The organism is Novosphingobium barchaimii LL02 (assembly GCF_001046635.1).
Taxonomy (GTDB): Bacteria; Pseudomonadota; Alphaproteobacteria; order Sphingomonadales; family Sphingomonadaceae; genus Novosphingobium; species Novosphingobium barchaimii.
Window position 1 is genome coordinate 400780 of the sequence record NZ_KQ130456.1, and the last position, 18721, is coordinate 419500.

At 66.4% G+C, this 18721-nt stretch carries 22 protein-coding genes; 14 read left to right on the top strand and 8 right to left on the bottom strand.

What is annotated here, in order from left to right:
• Window positions 1–170: 170 nt before the first annotated feature.
• The 5 genes from V474_RS18690 to V474_RS18710 all read left to right on the top strand — a co-directional run bounded on the left by V474_RS18690 (window position 171) and on the right by V474_RS18710 (window position 4305).
• Window positions 171–1526, top strand: a complete 1356-nt coding sequence (locus V474_RS18690) for a S41 family peptidase (protein ID WP_059152895.1) — start codon at window positions 171–173, stop codon at window positions 1524–1526.
• A gap of 22 nt (window positions 1527–1548) precedes the next feature.
• Window positions 1549–2049, top strand: coding sequence for a disulfide bond formation protein B (locus tag V474_RS18695; RefSeq protein WP_059152896.1), 501 nt, complete (start codon window positions 1549–1551; stop codon window positions 2047–2049).
• Window positions 2046–2567: a demethoxyubiquinone hydroxylase family protein gene (locus V474_RS18700; protein WP_059152897.1), complete on the top strand. Its 522-nt coding sequence runs from the start codon at window positions 2046–2048 to the stop codon at window positions 2565–2567. The genes V474_RS18695 and V474_RS18700 overlap by 4 nt, the downstream gene beginning before the upstream one ends.
• A 117-nt stretch (window positions 2568–2684) precedes the next feature.
• Window positions 2685–3272 carry a hypothetical protein gene (locus V474_RS18705; RefSeq protein ID WP_059152898.1) on the top strand — a complete coding sequence of 196 codons (588 nt, stop codon included), beginning with the start codon at window positions 2685–2687 and terminating at the stop codon, window positions 3270–3272.
• A 175-nt stretch (window positions 3273–3447) separates the two neighbouring features.
• Window positions 3448–4305: a sulfite exporter TauE/SafE family protein gene (locus tag V474_RS18710; RefSeq protein WP_059152899.1), complete on the top strand. Its 858-nt coding sequence runs from the start codon at window positions 3448–3450 to the stop codon at window positions 4303–4305.
• An 83-nt stretch (window positions 4306–4388) separates the two neighbouring features.
• Here V474_RS18710 and fabI read toward each other — a convergent pair whose 3' ends face one another.
• From fabI to V474_RS18725, 3 genes are read right to left on the bottom strand one after another with little or no spacing between them, the layout of a single operon-like run.
• Complete coding sequence (gene fabI / locus V474_RS18715) at window positions 4389–5192, bottom strand: enoyl-ACP reductase FabI (RefSeq protein ID WP_059152900.1); 804 nt, start codon at window positions 5190–5192, stop codon at window positions 4389–4391.
• Window positions 5189–6232: a YihY/virulence factor BrkB family protein gene (locus V474_RS18720; RefSeq protein WP_082699865.1), complete on the bottom strand. Its 1044-nt coding sequence runs from the start codon at window positions 6230–6232 to the stop codon at window positions 5189–5191. The genes fabI and V474_RS18720 overlap by 4 nt, the downstream gene beginning before the upstream one ends.
• Window positions 6222–7169, bottom strand: a complete 948-nt coding sequence (locus tag V474_RS18725) for a DnaJ C-terminal domain-containing protein (RefSeq protein WP_059152901.1) — start codon at window positions 7167–7169, stop codon at window positions 6222–6224. The genes V474_RS18720 and V474_RS18725 overlap by 11 nt, the downstream gene beginning before the upstream one ends.
• Window positions 7170–7411: 242 nt before the next feature.
• On the opposite strand from V474_RS18725, the gene pdxH reads away from it, so the two are divergent.
• Together pdxH and V474_RS18735 are read left to right on the top strand one after the other, a co-directional pair.
• Window positions 7412–8020, top strand: coding sequence for a pyridoxamine 5'-phosphate oxidase (gene pdxH / locus V474_RS18730; protein ID WP_059152974.1), 609 nt, complete (start codon window positions 7412–7414; stop codon window positions 8018–8020).
• 7 nt (window positions 8021–8027) lie between these two features.
• Window positions 8028–8954, top strand: a complete 927-nt coding sequence (locus V474_RS18735) for a cation diffusion facilitator family transporter (RefSeq protein ID WP_059152902.1) — start codon at window positions 8028–8030, stop codon at window positions 8952–8954.
• Window positions 8955–9201: 247 nt separating this feature from the next.
• On the opposite strand, the gene V474_RS18740 is transcribed toward V474_RS18735, so the two are convergent.
• Window positions 9202–9678, bottom strand: a complete 477-nt coding sequence (locus V474_RS18740) for a hypothetical protein (RefSeq protein WP_236711326.1) — start codon at window positions 9676–9678, stop codon at window positions 9202–9204.
• 138 nt (window positions 9679–9816) lie between these two features.
• Here V474_RS18740 and V474_RS18745 point away from each other — a divergent pair, with 138 nt between their 5' ends.
• Window positions 9817–10812 (top strand): adenosine kinase, encoded by a 996-nt coding sequence (locus V474_RS18745; protein WP_059152903.1) that lies wholly within the window; start codon window positions 9817–9819, stop codon window positions 10810–10812.
• A 21-nt stretch (window positions 10813–10833) separates the two neighbouring features.
• Window positions 10834–11340 carry a 3'-5' exonuclease gene (locus tag V474_RS18750; protein WP_059152904.1) on the top strand — a complete coding sequence of 169 codons (507 nt, stop codon included), beginning with the start codon at window positions 10834–10836 and terminating at the stop codon, window positions 11338–11340.
• A 242-nt stretch (window positions 11341–11582) separates the two neighbouring features.
• Here the strand turns inward: V474_RS18750 and V474_RS18755 are convergent, their stop codons facing one another.
• Together V474_RS18755 and purD are read right to left on the bottom strand one after the other, a co-directional pair.
• The gene (locus V474_RS18755; protein ID WP_059152905.1) at window positions 11583–12074 is read right to left on the bottom strand and encodes a hypothetical protein; all 492 of its coding nucleotides are present in this window, start codon (window positions 12072–12074) and stop codon (window positions 11583–11585) included.
• Window positions 12067–13350, bottom strand: coding sequence for a phosphoribosylamine--glycine ligase (gene purD, locus V474_RS18760; RefSeq protein ID WP_059152906.1), 1284 nt, complete (start codon window positions 13348–13350; stop codon window positions 12067–12069). The genes V474_RS18755 and purD overlap by 8 nt, the downstream gene beginning before the upstream one ends.
• A 5-nt stretch (window positions 13351–13355) precedes the next feature.
• On the opposite strand from purD, the gene xseA reads away from it, so the two are divergent.
• The 4 genes from xseA to V474_RS18780 are packed head-to-tail and all read left to right on the top strand — an operon-like array spanning window position 13356 to window position 17065.
• Window positions 13356–14876 (top strand): exodeoxyribonuclease VII large subunit, encoded by a 1521-nt coding sequence (xseA, locus tag V474_RS18765; protein ID WP_082699866.1) that lies wholly within the window; start codon window positions 13356–13358, stop codon window positions 14874–14876.
• Between the two features lie 20 nt (window positions 14877–14896).
• On the top strand, window positions 14897–15100 hold the full coding sequence (locus V474_RS18770; protein WP_059152907.1) for a DUF2093 domain-containing protein: 204 nt from the start codon (window positions 14897–14899) through the stop codon (window positions 15098–15100).
• 7 nt (window positions 15101–15107) lie between these two features.
• On the top strand, window positions 15108–16004 hold the full coding sequence (locus V474_RS18775) for a M23 family metallopeptidase (RefSeq protein WP_082699867.1): 897 nt from the start codon (window positions 15108–15110) through the stop codon (window positions 16002–16004).
• Between the two features lie 47 nt (window positions 16005–16051).
• Complete coding sequence (locus V474_RS18780; protein ID WP_059152978.1) at window positions 16052–17065, top strand: esterase-like activity of phytase family protein; 1014 nt, start codon at window positions 16052–16054, stop codon at window positions 17063–17065.
• Between the two features lie 118 nt (window positions 17066–17183).
• On the opposite strand, the gene rpmB is transcribed toward V474_RS18780, so the two are convergent.
• Window positions 17184–17468, bottom strand: coding sequence for a 50S ribosomal protein L28 (gene rpmB, locus V474_RS18785; protein ID WP_059152908.1), 285 nt, complete (start codon window positions 17466–17468; stop codon window positions 17184–17186).
• Between the two features lie 116 nt (window positions 17469–17584).
• On the opposite strand from rpmB, the gene V474_RS18790 reads away from it, so the two are divergent.
• Window positions 17585–18040, top strand: coding sequence for a nucleoside deaminase (locus V474_RS18790; RefSeq protein WP_059152909.1), 456 nt, complete (start codon window positions 17585–17587; stop codon window positions 18038–18040).
• Here V474_RS18790 and V474_RS18795 read toward each other — a convergent pair.
• Window positions 18037–18699 (bottom strand): ribonuclease T2 family protein, encoded by a 663-nt coding sequence (locus V474_RS18795; protein WP_059152979.1) that lies wholly within the window; start codon window positions 18697–18699, stop codon window positions 18037–18039. The genes V474_RS18790 and V474_RS18795 overlap by 4 nt on opposite strands.
• Window positions 18700–18721: the final 22 nt, after the last annotated feature.

An 18721-nucleotide genomic window follows, 5' to 3' on the forward strand; every position in this document is an offset into this window, starting at 1 on the left:
TTCCGCCTTTCCGTTCCGGCGGGGGATGGGGATCGGCGCGGCAATACCCATATCAGCCGGAAACCCCGCCGATCCGCTGGCGTTTGCCGCCAAGGCTCGGTAGGATCACGGTCAAGAACCCCCCGTCCGGCATATAGGCCGGATGACGTTGAAAAGAGGCACATCGCCCGATGAAGATCGCCCCGTTCCTTCGCGCCACGGCGCTGGTGTCCGCCGTTGCGGTGCTGCCGATCGCGACCTCCGGGCTGGCCGCGGTGGACACCCGCGCGAGCCATGAATTCGACAAGCTCTTCACCATCTACGAGATCGTCAAGGACAACTACGTAGATCAGGTGGACGACGACAAGCTGCTCAAGGGCGCCATCGACGGTATGCTGGCCAGCCTCGACCCGCATTCGAACTATCTCGATGGCCCCTCGCTGCAGCGGCTCGAGACGATGATCGACGGCAAGTACACGGGCCTGGGCCTCTCGGTGATCGAGGATGAGGGCGCGGTGAAGATCATCTCGCCGTTCAAGGGCAGCCCGGCCGAAAAGGCGGGCCTCAAGGCGGGCGACTACATCACCCACCTCGACGGCGTGCTCTATTACGAGCGCGACCTGGACGAGGCGGTGTCCAAGATGCGCGGCGCCGCCGGCACCTCGATCCGCCTGACCATCTTCCGCAAGGGCCGCGATGCGCCGTTCGACGTCACCGTGACGCGCGGCGTGGTGGAACTGGAGCCGGTGACGTCCGAGCTGAAGGACAATGTCGGCGTGATCTCGGTGAACGAGTTCTCGCGCGATGTCGGCAACGACGTGAACATCGCGCTGGCCGATCTCAAGAAGAAGGCGGCGCTCAAGGGCGGCAAGCTGTCGGGCCTGGTGCTTGACCTGCGCTCCAACCCCGGCGGTTCGCTGGACGAGGCGGTGGCGCTTTCCGACCTGTTCCTGGAAAAGGGCGACATCGTTTCGCAGCGCGGCCGCAACGCCAGCGAGAACCAGTTCTACCGCGCCGAATCGATGTTCAAGGGCGATGCGGCCAAGAACCTGCCGATCGTCGTGCTGGTCGATGCCGGCTCCGCCTCGGCTTCGGAGATCGTCGCGGGCGCGCTGCAGGACCAGCACCGCGCGGTCATCATGGGCGAACGTACCTTCGGCAAGGGCTCGGTCCAGACCTTCCTGCCGCTCGACGCGAAAAGCGCGGTGAAGCTGACCACGGCCCGCTACTACACGCCTTCGGGCCATTCGGTGCAGGAGGGCGGGATCACCCCCGACATCAAGGTGCCGCAGTTGTCCGATCCCGATGCGCGGGCCCGCGCCGAGCGGGCGGTGCGCGAATCCGACCTTCGCGGCCACCTCATCAACGAGGCCTCGCTCAAGGACAAGGACCTCGAAACCGACAAGATGGACGATCCGCGCTTCAAGGTGACGGCCGCCGAGCTGGAGAAGCAGGGCATCAAGGACTTCCAGTTGCACTATGCGATCAGCACGCTGGAACGTACCGCCGGCAAGCCCGCGCTCGCCGCCGCTACCGCCAAGCGCTGACCGGCATCAGGAGCACGTTTTGATGTCCGTTCCTGTTGCCCCCCGTCTGCGCGCCGCGCGCTGGCTGGCTTTCGGTATTCCCACGGTGCTGCTCGGCGGGGCGCTGGTCAGCCAGTACGTCTTCGGGCTGGCGCCGTGCGAGATGTGCTGGTGGCAGCGCTATCCGCACATGTTCGCGATCCTGCTTGGCGCCCTGGCCTTTTTCTGGCGGCCGGTGCGTCCGCTGGTGGCGGTTGCGGCGCTGGCCGTGCTTGTTTCCGGGCTGATCGGCGGGTTTCATGCCGGAGTCGAATATGGCTGGTGGCAGGGCGTCACCGCCTGCACGGCAAGTCCCTTTGCGGCGGGCGGCGATCCGCTTGCCGCGATCATGGATGCGCCGGTGATCCGCTGCGACGTGGCGCCGTGGTCCTTGCTGGGCATCTCGCTGGCGGGCTGGAATTTCCTGATCTCGACGATCGGGGCGCTGGCCGTGTTCGCTCTGGTGGCAGCAAGCGGTAATGCAGGTGGAAGGATCAGGCGATGACTGCTGTTTCCAGGCGCAGCGAACGGATGCTGCGGGTAGACCAGGCGGGTGAATTCGGCGCGACGCGCATTTATGCAGGCCAGCTTGCGGTGATGGGAACGCGCGGGCCCCACTCCACCGAGATAGCCGGCATGGCCGCGCAGGAGTTGGAGCATCAGGCCCGCTTCGATGCCATGATCGCGCAGCGCGGCGTGCGCCCGACGCTGCTGCAGCCGGTGTGGTCCGTCGCCGGATTCGCGCTCGGCGCGGCGACGGCGTTGATCGGGCCGGAAGCGGCGATGGCCTGCACCGCCGCGATCGAGACCGAGATCGACCGGCACTATACCGAGCAGTTGGATGAACTGGGCGAGGAAGACCCGGAACTGGGCGAAGCGATCCTGAAATTCCGCGACGAGGAACGCCAGCACCGCGATGCCGCGCTGGCCGCCGGGGCGGAAAAGGCACCGGCCTATCCACTGCTGTTCCACGCCATCCGCATGGGCTGCCGCGCCGCGATAAAGCTTTCGGAACGGATCTGACGGTTCGCGGGTTGACCTGATACAGGGATAAGCCCGCAGCTTAAGCTATCGTTCAACCCGGTACGTACCTATGTCGGTTATGTACCCTGCCGTTACCGACCTGTTGGAGCCTTCGCGATGACCCGCCTCCTGATCTCTGCCGTATGCGGCGCCGCCCTGGCGCTGACGGCTGCGCCTGCCTTCGCGCAGCAGAGCGTCCCGGTGGATGCCGGCGCGGGCAACAGCGACGAGAAGGTGAATCAGCTCATCATCTACGGGCAGGATGCCTGCCCGCCGTCCAGCGACAGCGAACTGGTGATCTGCGTGCGCAAGGGCGAAGGGGAGAGATTCCGTATCCCCGAGCCGCTGCGGGGCATCGATTCGCCCAAATCGGAAGCCTGGGCCAACAAGGTGCAGGCCTATGAAACGGTTGGCGCCTTCGGGACGCTGAGCTGCTCGCCCGTTGGCGCAGGCGGTTCGCTCGGCTGCACCCAGCAGCTGATCGACCGCGCTTCGGCGGAACGCAAGAACGGCTCGGAAGTGCGCTTCGGCGAACTGATCGCGGCAGAGCGCCAGAAGCGCCTCTCCACCATCGACGAAGATGCCGCCGCCCAGCAGGCCCGCGTCGAGGAGGCGGAAAAAGCCTACTTCGACCAGCGCCAGCGTCAGGAAGCGGCCGAAGACGCCGCTCTGGGCCAGGCGACTACCCCGCCCAAGCCGAAGTAAGCGGCGCGGGGCCGGTTTGTCCCGCCCCGGCTCTTTCGTATATCAAGTCCCGCTTCACGCCCTGAAACGTGAATGCGCTTGTCTTGCGTGCACAATCCGGCACAGAGGCACCGCGCGGGCTTCGGCTCAGGCTTTCCCGCGCAGGGTCGCCAGTTGAAGGGAGCGGGTACGCGCTATGGGCGTAACGGGGTCGATTGATATCTTCCATGCCGTGGCCGGCCTGCTGGTCGGCGTCCTTGTGGGCCTGACCGGCGTCGGCGGCGGTTCGCTGATGACGCCGCTGCTGGTGCTGCTGTTCGGAGTCAGCGCCAAGACCGCCGTCGGCACCGACCTGCTGTTCGCCGCCATCACCAAGATCGCCGGTTCCGCCGTCCACGGGTCGCGTGAGACGGTGGAATGGAAGATCGTGAAGCGCCTTGCCATGGGCAGCATCCCCGCTTCGCTGGTGACGCTGGCCGTGCTGGCGAGTTTCGGCAAAGTGGGCAAGTCCACCGAGCACGTCATCCTGATCTCGCTGGCCACGCTGCTGGCGCTGACGTCGCTGGCGGTGATCGGCCGCAAGTGGCTGTTTCGCCATGCCCACGATTTCGACGCGGTGCGCTCCCCCGGGCGGGTGCTGGGCGGTACGGTGGCGCTGGGCGCGCTGATCGGCGCGGCGGTTTCGGTGTCCTCGGTGGGCGCGGGCGCGATCGGCGTGACGGTGCTGCTGATGCTCTATCCCCGCCTGCCGATGTCGCGGATCGTCGGGTCCGACATCGCCCATGCCGTGCCGCTGGCGCTGATCGCCGGCACCGGCCACTGGATCATGGGGGGCGTCGACGGCGGGCTGCTGACCAACCTGCTGATCGGCTCGATCCCGGGCGTCATCATCGGCAGCTATCTGTCGACCAACGCGCCGGACAAGGTGTTGCAACCGCTGCTGGCCGCGGTTCTGGCGATCTCGTCGTGGCAGCTGTTCGTCAAGGCCTACACACCGGAGAAGGTCAAGGTCGAGGTCATCGCACCGGCCAGGGCGGCTGCGCCTCAGCCCTGAGGGGCGGGGTACCTTGCGGCAAGGAAAAGGGGCCGGAGGATAACCTCCGGCCCCTTTTCCTTGGCTCGTCCGAGTATCACGCCTCAGGTGAGGGCGATATCCGGTGCGTCTTCCTGCTTCATGCCGACGACGTGATAGCCGCAGTCCACATGATGGGTTTCGCCGGTCACGCCCGAAGACAGGTCGGACAGCAGGTACAGACCCGCGCCGCCCACGTCCTCGATCGTCACGTTGCGGCGAAGGGGCGCGTTCAGCTCGTTCCACTTGAGGATATAGCGGAAATCGCCGATGCCGCTGGCCGCCAGCGTCTTGATCGGTCCGGCGGAGATGCCGTTTACGCGGATGCCCTGCGGCCCCAGGTCGTTGGCAAGATACTTCACCGAGGCCTCAAGCGCGGCCTTGGCCACGCCCATGACGTTGTAGTGCGGAACCACCTTCTCGGCGCCGTAATACGTCAAGGTCACGATCGAACCGCCCGCCGACATCATCGGCAGCGCCCGCTTCGTCACCGCGACCAGGCTGTAGGCCGAGATGTTCATGGTCATCAGGAAGTTGTCGAGGCTGGTGTCGACGTATTTCCCGCGCAGTTCGTTCTTGTCGGAGAAGCCGATGGCGTGGACGAGGAAGTCGATCTTCCCCCACCGTTCCTCGATCTGCGCGAAGGCAGTGTCGAGCGCTTCCATGTTGGACACGTCGCAATCGATGAGGAAATCGCTGCCCAGGCTCTCGGCCAGCGGCCTCACCCGCTTGGCCAAGGCTTCGCCCTGGTAGGAAAAGGCGAGTTCGGCGCCTTGTTCGTGCAGCTTCTTGGCGATTCCCCAGGCCAGCGACTTGTCATTTGCAAGGCCCATTATGAGGCCGCGCTTACCGTGCATCAGACCGGTCATTCGTTTCTTCCTGTACTTTCCTTGTCGTTCGGCCCGGAGGGGATACCTCTGGCCGTGGCGGGGCTTGCGGGTGTGTCAGGCACTTCGGGAGCCCCCGCGAGCGCCGCATTGAGTTCGGCACCTACCACCATCCCTAGGCCCACAAGCCAGAAAAAGAAAAGCGCGATCATCACTCCGGCGAGACTTCCATACGTAAGATCGTATGAGAAAAACGTCTGGAGGACTTTCGGCAGGGTATATGCGACGAGCAGCCACCATGCCGTGACCAGCACCGCACCCGGCCATTTCGGGCACTTTTGCTTCTGATAGGCGGACGGCGTGAGCAGGTAGAACAACAGGTAGATCGACCCGAACAGGGCGCCCGCGCTGATGGCGCTGGAAATCGCGATCTGCCCGGAAAGGTCGTCGAGCCTGGGGAAAAGTACCGAAATGATCGTCTCGCTGGCCGAGATCAGCACTTGCGAAGACAGCGATATCAGCAGCAGCAGCACCGATCCAAAGATCAGCGCGGTGGAGATCAGCCGCGCGCGCCAGAAGCGCGGGCGCTTGGAGGTGTTGTAGGCGCGGTGCAGGATATCGCGGATCGTCTCGACCAGACTGGTGGTGGTCCACAGCCCGAAAATGCCGCCGATCCACAGCAGATGGCCGTGGCGCGCGGCGGCGACATCGTGACCTACCGGCCCAAGCACTTCGGAGACGCGCGGGGGCAGGGCGCGCAGCACCGCGTCGATCGAGGCGCCCAGCTGGTCCTGTTCGCCCAGCGCCGAAAAGATCGCGGCCAGGGCGATGAAGAACGGGAACAGCGCCAGCAACGTCATGTAGGCCAGGTTGCCCGCATGGATGAAGCCGTCGTCCCAGGTGCCGTTTATGACGCGCATGAGGACGCGGAAAAACCGCGTGCCCGGTCCGGCCTTTCGCTTCAGCTTGCGGCGCAGCGGTTCGTGCCGGTGTGGCTCGGAGCGGTGTGGCTCGGAGCGGTGCGGCTCGGAGCGGTGATGACCGCCCGCGCCATCCGCCGCGCCGGGCGCGTCAGACGCCAAGTTTCGCGCGCACGTCGCGGGGATCGCTCCAGCCTTCGAGGCGGCGGGCTAGCTCTGCGCTGGCTTCGGCGTCTGCTTCGGGCAGGACGATCTGGAGGGCGATGAGCAGGTCGCCGCGGCTGGCGTCCTTGCGGGTCATGCCGCGGCCCTTGAGACGCAGCACCTTGCCCGAGCTTGCGCCCGCGGGAACGGAGAGCATGACGGCGCCGGCTGCGGTGGGGGCCTTCACCTTCGCCCCGGCCAGCGCTTCGTCCAGGGTGATCGGCAGGTCCACGCGCAAATCGTCGCCGTCCTGCCTGAAGAAGGCGTGGGGCTGGATCTGGATGGTGACGGTGGCGTCGCCGGCGCCGCCGGGGCCGACCTCGCCCTTGCCGCCGAGGCGCATCTGGGTGCCGTCCTCGACTCCCGCAGGCAGCTTGAGGTCGATCGTCTTGCCGTCGGACAAGGTGATGCGCTGCGATTTCAGCTCGGCCGCATCGGGAAGCGGCACGGCAAGGCGGTAATTCACATTAGCGCCGCGCGGCGCGGCCCGGCCGCGCCCGCCGCCCATTCCGCCCATGCCTGCACCCGGCCCGCCGCGTCCGCCGCCGCCGAAGATGCCGCCGAAGATGTCTTCGAGGTCGATCCCCTCGTCATTGCCGAAGCCGCCGCCGAAACCGCGCTGGCCGCCAGGATGCCCGCCGCCGAAGCCGCCGCCAAAGGGGCTGGACGGATTGCCGTCGGCGTCAATCTCGCCCCGGTCGAACTGGGCGCGCTTGGCCTTGTCCGAAAGCAGGTCGTAGGCCTGCGTGATCTCGCTGAAGCGTTCGGACGCCTTGGGGTTGTCCTTGTTGGCGTCGGGGTGGAATTCCTTCGCGAGCTTGCGGTAGGCGGACTTGATGTCCTTCTCGCTCGCGCCGCGGGTTACGCCAAGGGTGGTATAGGGATCTGCTGCCATAATGCCTGTCTAGCTAGGTTGCGTTCAGGCTTTGGACAAGCGCGACGATGGCTTGCGGGCAGCCTTATGCTTTCCTACGAGTGGGGGAAACCGGTTTGCGGCCTTTATGTTGCGCCATGCGTTGACGAATTGCCCGCGATCAAGGCCCTTGCCGCCGTTCGCGTGCGGGGGCGGGCGGGTACGAAATTCCAGTTGGGCCGATATTCCACTTTAAGGCAGTGCAGACAGTGTCAGATTCAGCGATCGATCCCGAACAGGCCCACGAAGTCATCCCGCACGGTGATCCTCTGGCCCTGTTCACGCAGTGGTACGACGAGGCGCGGGGCACCGAGCCCAACGATTCCAACGCCATGGCGCTGGCCACCGCGACGCCGGACGGGTTCCCCTCGGTGCGTATGGTGCTGCTCAAGGGATATGGGCCGGACGGCTTCGTGTTCTATACCAATGGCCGCAGCCGCAAGGGCGGGGAAATCGCGGCGAATCCGCAAGTCTCGCTGCTGTTCCACTGGAAAAGCCTGCGGCGCCAGATCCGCATCGAAGGCGTGCTCTCTCCGGTGAGCGATGCCGAGGCGGAGGCCTATTTCCATTCGCGCGCCCGCGATTCGCAGCTTGGCGCGGTGGCGTCGGACCAGTCCGCCCCGCTCGATTCGCGCGAGACGTTCCTGGCCCGCTACGAAGAAGCCCGCGCCCGCTTCGAGGGCGGCGAGGTGGAGCGGCCCGCACACTGGGGCGGCTGGCGGGTTCGCCCGCTGGGGATCGAATTCTGGCAGGACCGTCCCTACCGCCTGCACGAACGCCGCCGGTTCGAGCACAGCGCGAACGGCTGGGCCAGCACGCTGCTTTATCCATGAGCATGTCGTGAGCGATCCGGGCAAGCTCAACCGCAGCGCCGCGTATGCCAGCATAGCGGTGGCCAGCGCATTGCTGGCGATCAAGGGCTATGCCGCCTGGTCCACCGGATCGACGGCGATGCTCGGCAGCCTCGCCGATACCGTGCTGGACCTCGTCGCCAGCGTGGCGACGCTGGCGGGCGTGTGGATCGCGGCGCAGCCGGCGGACGACCAGCACCGGTTCGGCCACGGCAAGGCCGAGGCGATCGCCGCGCTGTTCCAGATCGTGCTGATCTCGATCTCGGCGCTGGGCATTGCCGCGCGCGCGGTGGAGCAGTTCGCGGCCGGGAACCGGGTCGAGGCGGCGGGCGAGGGTATCGGCGTTTCCATCGCCGCGATCGTGGTCACGCTGGCGCTGCTGGCGTGGCAGCGCCGGGTGATCCGGCGTACCGGCAGTCTGGCGATCAGCACGGACAGCGTGCATTACCAGTCGGACCTTCTGCTCAACATGGCGGTGATCGCGGCGCTGGCGCTGGATCAGTACGCGGGCTTTCGCCAGGCCGATCCGTTGTTCGGACTGGCCATCGCCGGCTGGCTGGCATGGGGCGCGTGGCGCGCTTCCGAGCAGGTGCTGGATCAGCTGATGGACAAGGAATGGCCCGAGGAAAAGAAGCAGCGCTTCCTCGAAGTGCTGGCGCGCAATCCCGATATCACCGGCGTACACGACATGCGCACGCGCACTTCGGGCAACCGCGATTTCGTGCAGTTCCACGTCTGGGTCGAGGCGAGCATGACCGTGCGCGAGGCGCACTGGGTGATGGACGAACTGGAAGAACGCCTGCGCCAGGAGTTTCCCGATACCGAAATCCTGATCCATCCCGACCCGGAAGGGCTGGTCGATGAAAAAGGCGATGCCGGCAAGGATATCCTGCCGCCGATCCGGGTAGCGGACTGAATTCAGTGCGGTCCCGGGGACGCGCAATTAGGTTTTGCGATCAAGCCGTCACGGACATGCAGCTTCGTCGAATAATCTGGCCGTCCAACATTCCACACTGTCACCCTGAACTTGTTTCAGGGTCCATCCTGCGATCCACACCGAGGGTCGATGGGATGGATTGATCCTGAAACAAGTTCAGGATGACGGTACTCGTGCGGCATAAGCGGCCTCGCCATCTCCGAGCGAGTACGAGGAACCGGAAAACCTACTTCTTCAGCGCCCCGACGCAGGCGACACGGTCAACGTCCTGCCCATCCGACGATCGCCGCGCCTCCACATACGTCGCGTGCGGCTCCTTCGAGGAGGTGCTGGGATAGAGGAACACGTCCAGCACGCAGGCGGTCCCGGAAAACTGCAGCTTGCGCGCATCGCCTTCCCAGACGTCGAGGCGGGGCTGGCCGAACAGGCGGGTGAGCTGGCCCTGGTTGGCGCCGATAACCCCTTCGAGCCCGGCAATCATCTGCACGGTTGCATCGCGCGGCGCGGTGCGGGTGGGCTGGCGCACGGCGGGAACGCCCGAAGTGCGCTTGGGCACACGCGGCGGGGCCGAGCCGGTGATGCCGCCGCCCGTACTGGCGCAGGCGGACAGCAGCAGCGCCAGCGACGCGGCCGAAAGGGCTGCACGCAGGGCGCCCGAGGGGCGGCGGGGAAGGAGGCTGCTGGCGCAGATGGTCTTCGTCATGATCGGGCCGAGGCATTGCGCGGCGGCCCGGCGCTGTCAACGCCCCTTCGCCAGACCGGCGCTTGCCGAGCGGCAGGGCGCGCGCTACTCGCGGGAAATACCGCTTTTCCCGACATGACTTAAGGATCCGCTCTTCCCATGACGCAACCCAAGCTGGACGTCATCGCCATCGGCAATGCCATCATCGACGTTATCGCCAACTGCCCCGACACGCTGATCGACGAACTCGGCCTGACGCACGGCGGCATGCAGCTGATCGATGCGGACCAGGCGCGCAGCCTCTACACCGCGATGGGTCCGGCCCGCGAAGTCTCGGGCGGTTCGGCCGCCAACACTCTGGCCGGCCTTGCCGCGCTGGGCGCGAAGTGCGGCTTCATCGGCCAGGTGGCGCAGGATCAGCTGGGCGAAGTCTTCACCCATGACATCCAGGCGGCGGGAATCGAATTCACCGTGCCCGCCCGCGCCGGCGAGACCCCCACCGCGCGCTGCCTGATCTTCGTGACGCCGGACGGCCAGCGCACGATGAACACCTTCCTCGGCGCCTCGCACCTTTTGTCGGAAGACATGGTGGACGATGCCGCGATCGCCGATGCCGCCGTGCTCTATCTGGAAGGCTATCTGTGGGACCCCGCGCAGCCGCGCGTGGCGATGCGCAAGGCAATCGCGGCGGCGCGCGCTGCGGGTCGCAAGATCGCCTTCAGCCCGTCCGAATCGTTCATCATCGACATGCACCGCCTCGATTTCCTGTCGCTGATCGAAGACGGCCTGATCGACCTCATGTTCTGCAACGAGCCGGAAATGGCCACGCTGACGGGTGAGGCCGGGTTCGAGGAAGGGCTCGCGATGCTATCGGCCAAGGTTCCGGTCCTTGTCGTCACCAAGGGCGCCGACGGCGCCGTGGCGCTGGCCGGCGGCGAGCGCGCCGAAGTGGCGGCGGAGCCGATCGCCAGGGTGGTGGACACCACCGGCGCGGGCGACCTGTTCGCCGCCGGCTTCCTCTATGGCCATGTGCGCGGTAAAAGCCTGCAGGACTCCCTGCGCATGGGCGCGATCTGCGCCAGCGAGATCATCTCGCACTACGGCGCCCGTCCTGAATGCGATCTTGCGGACTTCGTCGCCCAGCGGATGGGTTGAATTGAGAAAAGGGACCACGGCTTGAGCTGTCCGACGCTGATCGACTTCGAAGCGAGCTGCCTGCCCGAATATGGGCAGTCCTATCCCATCGAGGTCGCCGTGGCGCGAACCGACGGCTCAAGCCGGGCCTGGCTGATCCGCCCGGCCGAGCAGTGGCGCTACTGGGACTGGTCGGACGAGGCCGAGGCGCTGCACGGCATCAGCCGGGAAATGCTGGAAGCCGAGGGCCTGCCGCCCGCGCAGGTCCTCTCCGAAATGGCCGCGTTCATCGAGGACTGCCCGGTCTACGCCGATGCGGACCTCGACCAGTACTGGCTGGAAGTGCTGTGTCAGGCCGTCCACGCCAAACTGCCGTTTCCGGTGCACTATCTCGGCGAATTCCTGCGCGAGCACGGGTTCACCCGCCCGCAGGTGGTCGCCGCTCTGGAGGAGGCCAAGCGCCGCCTACCCAAGGAACACCTCGCCCGCGAAGACGCCAAGCGCCTTGCCCTGGCGGTGAAGCTGCTGGTCGACGGCGAGGTTTCGTAAATTCCTCCCCTTGGGGGGAAAAGGCGCGTGCGGTTTATGCGGTCCAGGTTGGGCTGCTGACCTTCGGTCCCGATCAACGTCCAACCTTGTCGAACAAGCCGGCCGTCCAGCATCCATTCCGTCACCCTGAACTTGGTTCAGGGTCCATCTCGCCGTTCACCCTGCCGCTCGGTGGGATAGATGGATCCTGAAACAAGTTCAGGATGACGGTGGAAAGAACGTCAATGCAGATTGGCGCCAAATCAGGGCTGACCGCTGCCGCGCTGCGCCGTTTCCAGCTGCGCTACGCACTGGCCTTTGCGCTGCTCACGCGCCTCGGTCAGCGCCTGCGCGGTCTGCGAGGGCAGGGCGCAGTCCTGCGCCGGGCGGACGGGGTGCTTGGCAAGGCAGCCGCTGCGGGTGCTGAACAGATTGTCGGCGCAGTCCTCGAAAGCGGACTGGTCGGCGTCGTGCATCGTCTGGCAGGTCTGGGTCCAGCGCTGCTTGTACGCGCTTTCCGCGAAGTTCACGCAAGTCCCGTAATCGGCCTGCGCCGCCGCCTCGCGCCGGGCGCGTTCGGCCAGCGCGCGGGACTGCTCCTGTTCGTGCGACTGGCGCTGCGTCATCTCCTGAGTCTGGCGGCGCACGTCCTGCGCGGGCAGGTAGATGCCGTAGTAGTACCCCACGCCGCTGCCGGCGAGCAGCGCAGCCACGGCGAGGGCAATCTTCAGGATCGGGTCGGCGTGCTTAAGCATCGGCGCCTTCGCGCGCCACTTCGCGCCAGCCGATGTCGCGGCGGCAGAAGCCTCCGGGGAAATCGAGTGCATCGACGGCGGCGTAGGCCTTGCCTTGCGCTTCGGTAACGGTCTTCGCCCGCGCGGTCACGCTCAGCACGCGCCCGCCGCTGGCCACCAGCTTGCCGCCATCGATCGCGGTGCCGGCGTGGAACACCTTGGCCCCGTTCGCCTCGGCCGCTTCGATGCCGCCAATCGCGCCGCCCTTTTCAGGCGTGCCGGGATAACCGTTCGCGGCCATCACCACGGTCAGCGCGGCATCGGTGGAGAAGCGCGGCGGTTCGATCGCGGCAAGGCGGTTCTCCGCGCAGGCGTGCAGCAGTTCGACAAGGTCCGATTCGAGCCGCATCAGCATCACCTGACACTCCGGGTCGCCGAAGCGGCAGTTGTATTCGATCAGTTCCGGGCCCTTGGCGGTCAGCATCAGGCCCAGGAACAGCACGCCGGAATAGGGCATGCCCTCGTTCGCCAGGGTGCGCACGGTGGGCGCGATGATGCGGGTCATCGCCAGCCCTTCAAGCTCCGGGGTAAGCACCTTGGCCGGGCTGTAGGCGCCCATGCCGCCGGTGTTGGGGCCGGTATCGCCGTCGCCCACGCGCTTGTGGTCCTGCGCCGATCCGAAGGGGACGATGGTGGAGCCGTCCGTCAGCGCGAAGAAGCTGGCTTCCTCACCTTCGAGGAATTCCTCGATCACCGCTTCCGCGCCGGCTGCCCCGAAGCGGCCCGCGAAGATGTCCAGCACCGCCGCTTCGGCTTCGGCCATGGTCATCGCCACGGTCACGCCCTTGCCGGCGGCCAGGCCATCGGCCTTGATGACCACCGGCGCGCCGAATTTCGCCAGCGCGGCCATGGCGTCCGCCTGATTGGAGACGCGCTCATAGCCGCCGGTGGGGATGTTTGCGCGGGCGCAAAGGTCCTTGGTGAAACCCTTGGACCCTTCAAGCTGGGCCGCCGCCTTGCTGGGGCCGAACACGGCGAAGCCTTCACCGCGCAGGGCATCGGCAAGGCCGTCCACCAGCGGCGCTTCGGGGCCGACGACGACAAGGCCGATCACGTTCGCCTCGCAGAAGGCCAGCACGGCGGCGTGGTCGGTCACGTCGAGGGAAATGCACGTTGCCAGCTCGGAAATGCCGGGGTTGCCGGGCGCGGCCCACAGGGTATCGCAGCGCGGGGATTGCGCCAGCTTCCACGCCAGCGCATGTTCGCGGCCGCCCGAGCCCAATAGCAGGATGTTCATTTCCCGTGCCTTCCGATCAGTTCTTCTACGACGATGATAACGCCGATGGTCGTAATGGGGGGCTGGTAGCGAAGGAGAGCGCAGGCGACAACGCCGCGCCGCTTTCGATCAGCGAGATTTCGAATCTGCTCAAGCGCACGGTGGAGGACCGCTTCGGTTTCGTGCGCCTGCGCGGCGAGCTTTCGGGCGTGAAGCGCGCGGCTTCGGGCCACCTCTACTGCGCGCTCAAGGACGACAAGGCGCTGATCGACGGGGTCATGTGGAAAGGCGGCGCCCAGCGCCTTGCCTTCCGCCCCGAGGACGGCATCGAGGTTATCGCCACCGGCAAGCTGACCACCTATCCCGGCCGCTCGAAGTACCAGATCGTCATCGAATCGATGGAGATCGCGGGCGAAGGCGCGCTTCTGGCGCTGCTGGAAAAGCTGCGGCTGCGCCTCGCCGCCGAGGGCCTGTTCGCGCCCGAGCGCAAGCGCGCATTGCCGTTCCTGCCGCAAGTGATCGGCGTGGTGACATCGCCCACCGGCGCGGTGATTCGCGACATCCTCCACCGCCTTGCCGACCGGTTCCCCAGCCAGGTGCTGGTCTGGCCGGTGCTGGTGCAGGGCGAAGGCGCGGCGAAGCAGATCGCCAATGCCGTGCGCGGGTTCTCGGATATCCAGCCCGGCGGGCCGGTGCCGCGTCCCGATCTGGTGATCGTGGCGCGCGGCGGCGGCTCGATCGAGGACTTGTGGAGCTTCAACGAGGAGATCGTCGTGCGCGCCGTCGCCGAATCGACGATTCCGGTGATCTCGGCGGTCGGACACGAAACCGACACCACCCTTTGCGATTACGCGGCAGACCGCCGCGCGCCCACGCCCACCGCGGCTGCGGAAATGGCGGTGCCGGTGCGCAGCGAAATCGCCAATCAGATCGACGAAATGGCACTGCGTATGCGCCGCTCCGCGCTGCGGCCGGTCACGCTGGGGCGCGAACGGCTGGAAGCGCGGGTCCAGCGCCTGCCCAAGCCCGACGCGATTCTGGCGGCCAAGGCGCAGAAGCTGGACGAACTGTCCGAACGCCTGCGCCGCGGTCTGCGCGATGAAGCGGCGGCCAAGCGCGAGGCGCTGCACCGCGTTGCCGGCAAGCTGTCCCTCCCGCTGCTGCGCCACCGCGTGCAGTCCTGCGCCAAGGATCTGGACCGGGCGGGCCTGACACCGCGCCTGCTGACGCAGCGGCTGGCCCATGCCCGGCAAGGTTTTGCGCCTTCGGACCGCGTGCTGCCGCAGCTCGATCCGCGCCTGCCGCTCCAGCGCGGCTATGCGATGGTGAAAAGCGCCGCAGGCACCGCCCTGACAAGCCGTGAGGCAGCCCAGCGCGAGGGCAATCTGGTGATCGAGTTCCGCGACGGCGAACTGGCGGTCGTGGCGGGAGAGGGTGCGGCTCCGACGGCGCCGCCAACCCCGCCCGCCCCGTCTCCACCGCCGCGCAAGGCGGCGCCGCGACCGGCCCCCGTCACGCCGCGACAGGACGATTTGTTCGGATCGTGATGCTCTGCTAAGACGGCTCCATGCTGATGTCTTCCGCAGATCGCCCCGCCAAGCTGGCTTACGGACCCAACGGGTTTCGCGTGCTCAGTTCCGGCCACTACGTGAATTGCGCCGTTACCGGCGAGAAGATCGCGCTCGAATTCCTGCGCTACTGGAGCGTCGAGCGTCAGGAGCCTTACGCCTCGGCCGAAATCGCCACCAAGCGCCTCCTCGGACAAGCCTGACCCGCGCATGACCCGTTACAGGCGCGGCTTCGCGATTTCGCTCGTCGCCGTGCTGGGCGCGGCGCTGGCGGTGCCGGCGGTTATCCGTGCCGCTGCGACTCGTTCCGGGGTAGCCCCGGTGGCCCCGGCTGCGGCGCCCCGGCCGGTCACATTGCCCTTCACCGGCGAATTGACGCAAGGGGGCTGGATTCGCGGCACTCTGCCAGCGGGGATGCGCTCGCTCTCTCTCGACGGAACGCCGATAAAGGTCGCGCCGGATGGCGGATGGTTCGCCGCGTTCGACCGCGATGCCGGCCCGCAGGCGCTGCTGCGCACGGTTCTGGCCAATGGCAGCATCGGCGAACAGCGCCTTGCCGTATCCCCGCGTGCCTGGAACATCGAGAACGTCAACATCGCCCGCAGCCCCGGCGGGCCGAGCGAAGCGTTCATGGCGCTGCGCCGCCCCGAGCTTGCCCGGATCAATGCGGCGCGCACGCGCGTCACCAATGCGCAAGGCTGGCGCCAGCGCTTCATCTGGCCTGCCAAGGGCCGCATCTCAGGCCGCTTCGGCTCGCAGCGCGTTTATCGCGGTGAGCCGGGAGCCTATCACTCGGGCCTCGATATCAGCACCGGCACCAGCGGCACGCCCTTTGTGGCCCCGGCGGACGGCGTGGTGATTCTGGCGGCGGAAAAGCCCTTCACGCTGGAGGGGAACCTCCTGATGCTGGACCACGGCATGGGCCTGAACAGCGCGTTCCTGCATTGCTCGCAGATTCTTGTGAAAGAGGGCGATCATGTGAAACAGGGTCAGGTGATCGCCCGTATCGGCATGACCGGGCGCGCAACCGGGCCGCATCTTCACTGGTCGATCAAGTGGAATGACGCGCGCCTGGATCCGCTGCTGTTCCTTGGCCCGATGAACTGACCGCGCGCCGGGTTGCCATCCCGGCGTTTCCCCCTATGGACCGCGTGGTGCGCCGCAGCATTGCTCTCCTGACCATTGTTCCCATGCTGCTCTGGTTTACCTGGGGCCGCTCGGCGGTTTCGCCGCAAACAGCCGAAACCGATCTCACATTGGCGATTACGCCGCAGGATCTTCCGCCTGCGGACGTGCTTGGCCACTATCTCGGCCCTTTCCGGATGGAAGGTGCATGGCAGTTCAAGTCCACCAACCCGAAGGTCTTTGGCTATTCCGCCCTGATCGCTCGGCCGGGTGGGCGTTTGCTTGCTTTCAGCGACGCCGGGGCGGTCTTGTCGTTTACACCGCCGGGGGCGGAAGCGAAAAAACCAATCGCAAGGTGGTTATGGCCATCGCCCGAGGGGGAAGGTGGAAAGGCCGGACAGGACGTCGAGTCTGCGACCCGCGACCCGCGAACAGGTCGTTACTGGCTGGGGGTGGAAGGCGCCAACGAGATCGTGCGCCTTTCCCCCAGACTGGGAGAAACGGGCCGGATCGCGCCCAAGGCGATGGCGGGTTGGGGTTACAATACCGGGGCTGAAGCGATGACGCGGCTGCCGGATGGGCGTTTCGTGGCGATTCGCGAAGTGACGCCGTCATGGTCCGAATCGCGGATGCATGACGGTGTGCTATTCTCCGGTGATCCGATCGAGCACCCTAACGCGCGCAAATTCAGCTTCGATGGGCCCGACAACTTCTCGGTCGTCGACATGGCCATGCTGCCCGATGGACGTGCGTTAATTCTCATGCGGCGGCTGCTCTGGCCGATGCCGCTGCGTTTTGCTGGGCGGATCGTCATCGTCGACACCGCGAAGATTCGGCCCGGCACGGTGCTTCGCTCGGCAACGCTGGCATCGCTGGCCTCGATTCTGCCGGTCGACAATTTCGAGGCGATCGCGGCGGTGCCGCGGGCGGATGGCCGCATCACCGTGTGGGTGATGTCTGATGACAACAAGATGCGCGTGTTGCAGCGGACCTTGCTGTGGAAGCTGTCGGTCGATCCGGCGAAGCTGCCCTGGCCCGAATAGGCGCGCAATAGGGGGCATCGATGGCGATAGCGGACGCGAAAAAGCGCGCGAAGCATCGCTTCGCACGCTTTTTTCAAGCCAGTATCCCGACGCGCTCTCCCTAAGGAGAGCTACGCAATCAGGCTGCCTGCTTCTTCTTCAGCTCGCGCTTCACCTTGACGGCGTTCGGCGACAGCTTGATGTCCGAGGTCTTCAGCAGCCAGTTGTCCAGGCCGCCGTTGTGCTCGACCGAACGCAGGCCGTGCGTCGAGACGCGGAACTTGAAGCTGCGCTCCAGGCCGTCCGACAGCAGGGTCACGTTCTGCAGGTTGGGAAGGAAGACGCGCTTGGTCTTGTTGTTGGCGTGGCTGACGTTGCAGCCGACCTGGCGGCCCTTGCCAGTCAGTTCGCAGATGCGGGACATAACTACTCTCGCTCGAAAAAGATCTGTTGCCGTGGATCACGGGAAGGCGCGCCATTAGCGATTCCCTCACGCAAGGTCAAGTTGCGCACAGGTTTTTGGCAGGCTAGCGCGAAACGATGACACGATGGCCTCTTCCCGAATACATGGCGCTGGCCCTTTCGCAAGCCCGCGAAGCCGCGATTTCAGGCGAAGTGCCCATCGGTGCGGTCGTGGTGAAAGACGGCGCGGTGATCGCGCTGGGCCGCAATGGCCCGCGCGAAAAACATGACCCCACCAGTCACGCGGAAATCGAAGCGATTCGCGCCGCCGCCCGCATTCTCGGCAACGAACGCCTCGAAGGGTGCGAACTGTGGGTCACGCTGGAGCCCTGCGCGATGTGCGCCGGGGCCATCGCCCATGCCCGCATCGCCAAGCTCTACTACGGCGCTGCAGACCCCAAGGGCGGGGCGGTGGAGCACGGTGCGCGGGTGTTCGAGCACCCGCAGTGCCTGCACCGGCCCGAGGTCTACACGGGCATCGGGGAAGCCGAATCGGCGGAAATGCTGCGAGGGTTCTTCCGCGAGAGGCGTTAAAGCCCGCGCCAGATCTTCAGCGGTGCCGAATCGGCCGGGCCGAACTGGCGGGGCGCGCAGCGTCCGGGGCGGAAATCCTTGCCGTAGCAAAGCTGGATTTCGCGCAGCCACCCGGTGCGGCTCATCTCTATGCCGACCGATTCGCGGCTCCAGCCCCGATTCGCCGCGACAAATTCCTCGCGCAGGTCACCGGCGGTCAGGCCCTTCTTGCGGGAGAGGCGGTCCACGTCCGGCCAGCGCAGCGAGCGCCACAGGATCGCACTGACGCGGAAATACTTCTCCGGCGTTTTGGTCATGCAGCTGCCGTGCTTGGCCCATTCGTGCGCCAGCAGGCCGGGGGAGGGGGTCATGCACAGATGTTCGCGCAGCACCTGCGGAGAGGGCGCGGCCTGGGCCCCGCACCACTGCGGTGAAGGTCCGCGCGCCGATTCGGGCCACAAGCCATGCAGAATGAAGCCGAATCGCCCGTTCGCCTTCGCGCACTGCATCGACCGGGTATCGCCGCTGGTCTTGCAGTGGTCGGGCGACCAGCTTGCCGCGAGGGTATAGGCGTTGATCGGCGTGCGCCGCACCGGGCCGTCAGGACTGATCGGCCGAACCGGCGCGATCGTCGGCGGGACGGAGCATTGGTAGGCCTGCGCCCGCACGGCAGAGGGCATCGCGGCAAGCAAGGCCGCCGCA